Source organism: Streptomyces longispororuber (genome assembly GCF_014656095.1).
In the GTDB taxonomy this organism is placed as follows: Bacteria; Actinomycetota; Actinomycetes; order Streptomycetales; family Streptomycetaceae; genus Streptomyces; species Streptomyces longispororuber.
Genome location: NZ_BNBT01000311.1, coordinates 1 through 2,316, shown reverse-complemented (window position 1 = coordinate 2,316; position 2,316 = coordinate 1). Strand labels below are relative to the sequence as shown.

General features: G+C 75.9%; 3 protein-coding genes. 1 reads left to right on the top strand and 2 read right to left on the bottom strand.

Annotated features, from left to right (window positions below):
* The coding region (locus tag IE330_RS38350) for a LysR family transcriptional regulator (protein ID WP_190140799.1) at positions 1 to 291 on the bottom strand (291 nt) is incomplete at its 3' end.
* Positions 292 to 398: 107 nt separating this feature from the next.
* Here IE330_RS38350 and IE330_RS38345 point away from each other — a divergent pair.
* On the top strand, positions 399 to 1,526 hold the full coding sequence (locus IE330_RS38345) for an NADP-dependent oxidoreductase (RefSeq protein WP_229926235.1): 1,128 nt from the start codon (positions 399 to 401) through the stop codon (positions 1,524 to 1,526).
* Between the two features lie 7 nt (positions 1,527 to 1,533).
* On the opposite strand, the gene IE330_RS38340 is transcribed toward IE330_RS38345, so the two are convergent.
* Positions 1,534 to 2,088: a GNAT family N-acetyltransferase gene (locus IE330_RS38340; protein ID WP_229926234.1), complete on the bottom strand. Its 555-nt coding sequence runs from the start codon at positions 2,086 to 2,088 to the stop codon at positions 1,534 to 1,536.
* Between the last annotated feature and the right edge of the window lie 228 nt (positions 2,089 to 2,316).

Sequence of the window (2,316 nt, the reverse complement as noted above, 5' to 3'; positions counted from 1 at the left end):
CGGACCGCCGTCGGCGGCGGCGCCGCGGCGGGCCTCGGCGGCGAGGGTCTCCAGGAGGCGCAGGACCCGCCGGGCGTGGGCGGCGGCCCGCTCGCCCGCCGGGGTGGGGGTGGCGCCCCTGCGGCCGCGGTCGAAGAGGACCGCCCCGATCTTCCTCTCCGTGCCGCGCACCGAGTGCGAGACCGCGGACTGCGTCAGGCCGAGGGCCGCGGCGGCCCCCGAGAAGCTGCGCGCCTGCTCGACGGCGACGACGACCCGCAGCTCGTGCGGGGCGAGATCGTGCTCTGCCACCGGATTCCCCCGTTCACCTGCTCCTATGAGCAGCGTTCATGGTTCGGCTCGTTCCATGAGCCGAACCCTCTGCCGCCCGCCCGCATTCCCGCCGTACGGTCCCGGCCATGACGACCACGACCACCGTGCCGACCATGACCACCATGCCGACCATGACCACCATGAACACCCCGGCCCCCGCGCCCCTCGCGGCCTCCGCCGCCCCGCCCTCCGCCGCGGCCGCCCTCGCCTCCGGCGCCACGGCCGTCACCGTCCACCAGACCGCCCGCCCCCACGGCTTCCCGACCGCGTCGGACTTCGCGTTCGTCACGTCGCCGCTGCCCGTGCCCGCGGCCGGGACCGCCCTGGTGGAGAACCTGTACTGGTCCGTAGACCCGTACCACCGCGAGATGATGGACGGCGACTTCGCGCTGCACGCGCCGCTGGAGGGCCGCACCATCGGGCGCGTCGTCGCCTCGCGCGCGCCGTCGCTGGCCGCGGGCGACCTGGTGTTCCACCGGCAGGGCTGGCGCACGCACGCGGTGGTCGCCCCCGGCGAGGTGCGCCGCCTGCCGCGCCTGGAGGGGGTGCCGCTCTCCGCGCACCTGGGCATCCTCGGCGGCACCGGCCTGACGGCGTACGTCGGCCTGACCCGCATCGCGCGGCTGCGGGCGGGCGAGGACCTGTTCGTGTCGGCGGCCGCGGGCGGCGTCGGCACGGCCACCGGGCGCTTCGCGCGGCTCCTCGGCGCGGGCCGGATCGTCGGCAGCGCGGGCTCGGCCGCGAAGGTCGCCCACCTCACCGAAACCGTGGGCTACGACGCCGCGTTCGACTACCACGACGGGCCGGCCTCCGAGCTGCTCGCGGCCGCCGCGCCCGACGGCGTGGACGTGTACGTCGACAACGTGGGCGGGGAGCAGTTGGAGGCGGCGATCGACGGGCTGCGCGACCGCGGCCGCGTGGTGCGGGTCGGCACGGTCGCGCAGTACAACAGCGCCCGGGCCCTGGCCGCGCCGCGCAACCTGTCCGAGATCGTGGAGAAGAGCCTGCGCATGGAGGGGTTCCTCGTGCGCGACTACCGCGACGTCCAGGACGAGCTGTACGCGTTCGCCGTACCGGCTCTGCGCGACGGCCGCATCGGCCTCGACGAGACGGTGGTGACGGGCTTCGAGCGGATCGTGGAGGCGTTCCTCGGGATGCTGCGGGGCGAGAACGTCGGCAAGATGCTCGTGCGGGCCGCGGGGGCGCCCGAGTGAGACCGCCTCAGTAGACGTCCCCGTCGCGCCAGTCGATGAGGAACGGGTGCGCCGGGTCCAGGTCGGCGCCGCGGAGCATCGGCGGGTCCTCGTCGGGCAGGTGCTGGACGCCGTCGGGGCCGAGGGTGCCGACGGAGCCGGTCCAGGTCACCCAGCCGTGCGCGCGGTACAGCCCCTCGCCCTCGGCGGACGGCGACAGGGCGCCCAGGTCGTAGGCGCGCTCGATGATCCCCTCCAGGGCGGTCATGACCTGCCCGCCGATGCCCTGGCGCTGCCGGTCGGGCCGGACGGCCACGCCTTCCACGTAACCGACGCGCAGGGAGCGGCCGTTGTGCAGCACGCGCCGCTGCACGACCGAGCCGTGTCCGAGCAGCTCGCCGCGGGCGTCGTGGACCAGGGCGTGCATGCCGCCGAGGCCGTGGTCCCAGTCCTCGTCGGAGAAGTCCCCCTCGAAGGCGAGGTCCATCAGGGCGCGCGCGGCGGCGAGTTCGGCGGGGGCGAGGCCGGCGGTGTGCGCGACGCGCGACACGGTCTGCTGGGGCTGTGCGGTCTGCGGGGTCACCGGCTCACGGTACTCAGGCCGTGTCTGAGTACGCATCCCGATTCGCGGGCCCCCGCCCGGCGGCAGAGTCGGCGGCATGAACGGTTCCTCCGGCTCTCACGGGCTCGGCCTCTACGCCCTCAAGCCCTGGTACGCGCGCAGGCTGTCCGGCCTGCGGGGCGCGCTGGCCCGCCGCGCGGTGTCGCCCGACGCGCTGACGGCGGCGGGCGTGGTGTGCGCGGCGGGCGC

Excerpts from the sequence above, each read along its gene's own strand:
- IE330_RS38345 (WP_229926235.1), top strand. The coding sequence starts at position 399 with ATGACGACCACGACCACCGTGCCGACCATGACCACCATGCCGACCATG.